This window comes from Rickettsiales bacterium, from assembly GCA_025210695.1.
Taxonomy (GTDB): Bacteria; Pseudomonadota; Alphaproteobacteria; order Rickettsiales; family CANDYO01; genus CANDYO01.
Genome location: JAOARE010000032.1, coordinates 1 through 4292 on the forward strand (window position 1 = coordinate 1; position 4292 = coordinate 4292).

Annotated in this window: 8 protein-coding genes; 2 read left to right on the top strand and 6 right to left on the bottom strand. The window is 35.2% G+C overall.

What is annotated here, in order from left to right; all coding sequences use genetic code 11:
• Positions 1–186 precede the first annotated feature (186 nt).
• From N4A31_05235 to N4A31_05260, 6 genes are all read right to left on the bottom strand, one after another.
• Positions 187–474 carry a hypothetical protein gene (locus N4A31_05235; GenBank protein MCT4635625.1) on the bottom strand — a complete coding sequence of 96 codons (288 nt, stop codon included), beginning with the start codon at positions 472–474 and terminating at the stop codon, positions 187–189.
• A 114-nt stretch (positions 475–588) separates the two neighbouring features.
• The gene (locus N4A31_05240; protein MCT4635626.1) at positions 589–1029 is read right to left on the bottom strand and encodes a hypothetical protein; all 441 of its coding nucleotides are present in this window, start codon (positions 1027–1029) and stop codon (positions 589–591) included.
• On the bottom strand, positions 1026–1169 hold the full coding sequence (locus N4A31_05245) for a hypothetical protein (GenBank protein ID MCT4635627.1): 144 nt from the start codon (positions 1167–1169) through the stop codon (positions 1026–1028). Before N4A31_05245 ends, N4A31_05240 begins: the two co-directional genes overlap by 4 nt.
• Before the next feature lie 133 nt (positions 1170–1302).
• Positions 1303–2061, bottom strand: coding sequence for a DUF2793 domain-containing protein (locus tag N4A31_05250; protein MCT4635628.1), 759 nt, complete (start codon positions 2059–2061; stop codon positions 1303–1305).
• A 25-nt stretch (positions 2062–2086) separates the two neighbouring features.
• A complete protein-coding gene (locus tag N4A31_05255) occupies positions 2087–2788 on the bottom strand; it encodes a hypothetical protein (protein ID MCT4635629.1) in 702 nt (233 codons plus the stop codon).
• Positions 2760–3572 carry a phage tail protein gene (locus tag N4A31_05260; protein ID MCT4635630.1) on the bottom strand — a complete coding sequence of 271 codons (813 nt, stop codon included), beginning with the start codon at positions 3570–3572 and terminating at the stop codon, positions 2760–2762. Before N4A31_05260 ends, N4A31_05255 begins: the two co-directional genes overlap by 29 nt.
• A gap of 52 nt (positions 3573–3624) precedes the next feature.
• Between N4A31_05260 and N4A31_05265 the strand changes: the two genes are divergently transcribed.
• A complete protein-coding gene (locus N4A31_05265; protein MCT4635631.1) occupies positions 3625–4068 on the top strand; it encodes a hypothetical protein in 444 nt (147 codons plus the stop codon).
• Positions 4069–4097: 29 nt separating this feature from the next.
• On the top strand, positions 4098–4292 hold a 195-nt coding region (locus N4A31_05270; GenBank protein ID MCT4635632.1), incomplete at its 3' end, for a hypothetical protein.

A 4292-nucleotide genomic window follows, 5' to 3' on the forward strand; every position in this document is an offset into this window, starting at 1 on the left:
GCCTTAGACTTAGTGATTCCTTGTTTAAATAATTCTTTTTCATTTGGTTTGATAAGATGCCCATAGCCTATCGTCGGCAATCCTGCTGAGTCTAGATATATTACTTGCGAGAAGCCTTCAAAGCTCTTTATAAGCTCAAGTCCTCTCGCAGTAATATGACGCATAAAATTTGGAGTTATTTACGTATTATTGATTGTTTTCTAAAACTGCGATAAGTTTTAGGCGCCTTTTATCGCCTTGAACAATACCATGCCATTGTTGTTGGTTATAAACAGTTTTTCGAATTATCATAAATAATAATCCATTTAGGTTATATGTTCTGCTTTCTTCAAAATCATTTAAATGTAGCCATATTTCTCTAGCTTGTGTTGGTACTAGTTGTTCTACAGTAGTAGTAAATAGCTTAGTCAAATACTGTTCTTGCTCTAAATCTAAGTTATAATTATCAACCGTAGTAATATATACATTATCCATTTGCTTACCTATCTTATCTAAATACTAAGTTTACAGCTGCCATTGACGCTCTGTATTGAAATAAAATCAAGCTGCAAGCAAGAAAAATGCTCAAGTTTTTGTAGTACTGTCTCCCTAGCGCAACTTGGAAAAGGCTCTTGCCCCAAAATAAAAGCTGATAATTCCAGCAAAAATAGTTTGATCTTCTTCATGCCATATAAGGGTGGTAGCTTCTACAACTGGTATATGAGCTAGAAGAATATATATTTGAGCAAATTTCACAGCTGTGTAGAGTAAGAAAAAGGAATATGCTAAGATTGGGCGAACGGTGCCGTTAAGGGCATCTACCCACTTAATTCCTACATTATAGGTTCTATATAAAGCTCTTGCTTCTACAGAATCTGCAGCAACTTGAATTTCCTCTAGACGATGTACGTGACCTTGTCTTTGTTGTTCTAGCTGAAGCTGTAAAATGGCAAGCTCATGTTTACGATCAGCGCCATCCTTCCAAAGCTTCAGTAAATCTGGAAATGTGCTAGAGATAAATCCTAAGAGACTAGCGAGTAAAGTCATCATTTTAAATCACCATTTATTGCATTTTTGATAGCATTCCAAAGAGTTGCAAGCAGACTTGAAATAGCCACAGTAATAGCCGACCTTTTAGCCCATTTTGTTAGCTCCTCTGAACCCACTCTTGATTTGCGTAAATACACCATATCTGATTGCATAGAATTTGGGTTATCAGTATCAATGCCATACTTGGTTAGAGCATCATCTATACCTTCACGAACTGCTTCACGAATGGTTTTTTCATTTTTCTAGTTTTATTTTCCATATTTTAATCATCTTCTACCACCCCCATGATCCTTGTGGTTTTAAATACTGAACACTTACTCTGACTACCCCACCAGTAAACTCCATTTGGTTTGGCATAATTGTAATTGGTGTATCATAATAATAAGTAATTGGATGATAGGTCATACCAATGTTAGTGGTATCTTTATTAGGCCTTAACTTATCACCATATCTTGAAGGATCATCTTTTACTCCTACTGCAAAGCTTGGTACTCCAGTTACCTCTTCAATTACCCAAATATTTACTGCAATAACCAAAGAGTGATGTGGTATAACGTTTTTAGAAGTTACAACTTTACCTTTTATTTCTAAATCTTCTTGCCATTGTTTGATTTCTAACTGACTAGTAGTTTCATTATTCTTTGAATTTGTCTTATCTGAATCATTATCTGCTGTATTAACTGAAATCAGCGCAACCCATTTGTTATCAATGAAAGTAAACTTTTGACTTTCATCAATAACCATTACCTCCATATAGTTTAAAGGCTGATAAAAACTCCAACTGCCTTCAGTATATTGAGCTAGATTATTAGCGTTACCATCGAATATTCCCTCTGGATTTGTACCAGCAATATAAATATCACCTTCATTTGGATTATCAGGTGGAGTATTAGAAATTGAAACAGCTACCGTATTAACTAATACATCTAAAATATTTAGAGCTTGATTATGGGTAACTTCCTTTTGTGCTTGAGCTTGTAAAATATATGGTAGCTTTAGCCTACCTGTATGAGTACAGACATTATTAGACATAGTTTCTTCATCGTTTTAGATTGAACTAAATTGTAGTGATTGCTGGATAGCCTCTACCAACCAAACTAGAGAGTTGGTAGATTCTAACCGTGATTGCCTTTTGAATTTCTTTAAAATCAGCTACTTGTTGTTTGGCTGAATAAGTAACTAAGAGATTAAAAGTTTCTATAATTCTAATAACTTTGTTACTATAATCTAAAACTTCTACTTGATATTTTTCTTGTGATTCATCAAGTGGTACGTCAACATTGTCTCGCCAATCATTATCGTATCTTGCTCTTCTAATCCAACTTAGGCGTAAGTTATTATTTTTGTCTCGTTTGCCAATAACATGGACTGGTGCAAAGGGTCTTAAACTATTGGCTTGATAAGTGAATTCTTGCTCCTCCGTATTTTCAATAGAATTTCCAGCTGTTACTGCTTTATAATGACATTTCCTACCAATCATATTAGTAGACATCGGCAAAGTATGTATGCTTGGAGATAGTAAAACAAATCTCTCACCCTCCTGATGATTATGTATAAACTTTTCAGTTCCTTGTCTGCCTCTTAAAAGCTTTGATAAGCGATAAGTTTGCTCGCCAATAAGGTCTGCATATTGAAACTGAATTAATTCATCTCCAATCATTACTGCATTGGCTCCATTGAGCACAGCCAGTTCACTACAACTTGATAATTGACCATATATTAAAACTACCTCAACTGAATTTTTTATCCCAAGTGGCAAACTTACCTGGTTTTAAATCAGTGATTGTTACTCCTATTACAGAGGAAACGTCAATTCCAGTAACAGGAGTAAAATTATTATTAGTTTTTTCTCCTCCATCGTTAGAAGAATAAATGACGGTTCCATTCCAGTTATCAGTATCACCAACTACCGCTATCCTTAAACAACCTTGAGAATTACTTTGATCTGTTGGAAGAGGAGGTAAGTCTAATAGCTCCATCCAAGTATTGGCTATTACATCCTCTGCTTCTAAAATAGATTTTGTGTATCCTGCTTTAGAATTAAAGTCGTATGAACTTACATCTTCCGCTACAGCTGTTACTTTCATCAACCCATTGCGTTCTATATCTGTTTTAACTATTCTCATTTGGTAAATAGAATTATTTGCTTGAACCTGAATAATATCCGTTGGCTCTAAGTGAGCATATTTAGGTGGCAACATAAAACCAAAGCTAATTCGTTCTTTCCAAGCTCCGTATAAAGTTATGTCCGCTATCTTTTTTGCCATTGTCGCACTCATCACTATTGGAAGATTTAACATTATTTGCTCAACGGCTTTTACGGTTTGTCTTTGGCTACTCTGAGTAACTGGATCGTAATTAAATGGCCGATCAATATAAGTTACATTTATTTGCTTAGGCAACTCCAATTCTTGAGCTCTTACTATTTCTATAGTTTCAGCTGTTCCATTTTTATCAGTTGGGACTAGGTCTTCCTCTGGAATCATAAGAGTTGCTGAATTATCTACATCTAATATTTGGGAGTGTTTATTATAGATAGACAAGGACGTAAAATAGAGTTAAGCTAGTAATTTTAGCTTGAGAGGTTTTGCTACTATGATTATATCATGCCCCAAATGTGATTCTAAACATCACGTCAAAAATGGATTTGTTAGAGCTCAGCAGCGCTACAAATGTCAAGATTGCCTTTACAACTTCATCCATGGTGACGCTCGCAATAAATATGATAACAAAACGAGAAATCTGGTTGTAAGAATGTACCTCAATAACTGCGGATTTCGTAGAATTGCTGAAATACTCAATATTCCTTTGGCGACATGTTTTATGTGGATAAAGAAAGCTGGTCGCATTGTGGACGAGATGGTAAGAGAGCGCAAAGAAGAAGCTCAGGACATTGAAATACTTGAAATGGATGAGCTTTTTACTTTTATTAAAAAAAGCCTCGAAAAAACAAAAAAACAGGGGAATGGACGCGCCCATACACAAGAATTTGGACTGCTGTGGATAGGGACAGATTTAAAACTATTGCGTTTAAAATAGGCAATGGCAACAATAGTAACTTTATAGAGTTGGCGCTTGAAATTGAAGGAGAATGCGGTTCAATAGAATATTTAAGCACCGATAAGAATCCTTCGTATGGTTATTATAAATTAGCAAACAAGCGTATCTCCAGTAAGTCAGAGACGTGCCTTGTAGAAAGTTTTAATTCATCGATGCGTGATATGTTGGTGCGCCTAAATCGCAGAACAAAAAGATTTAGTAAA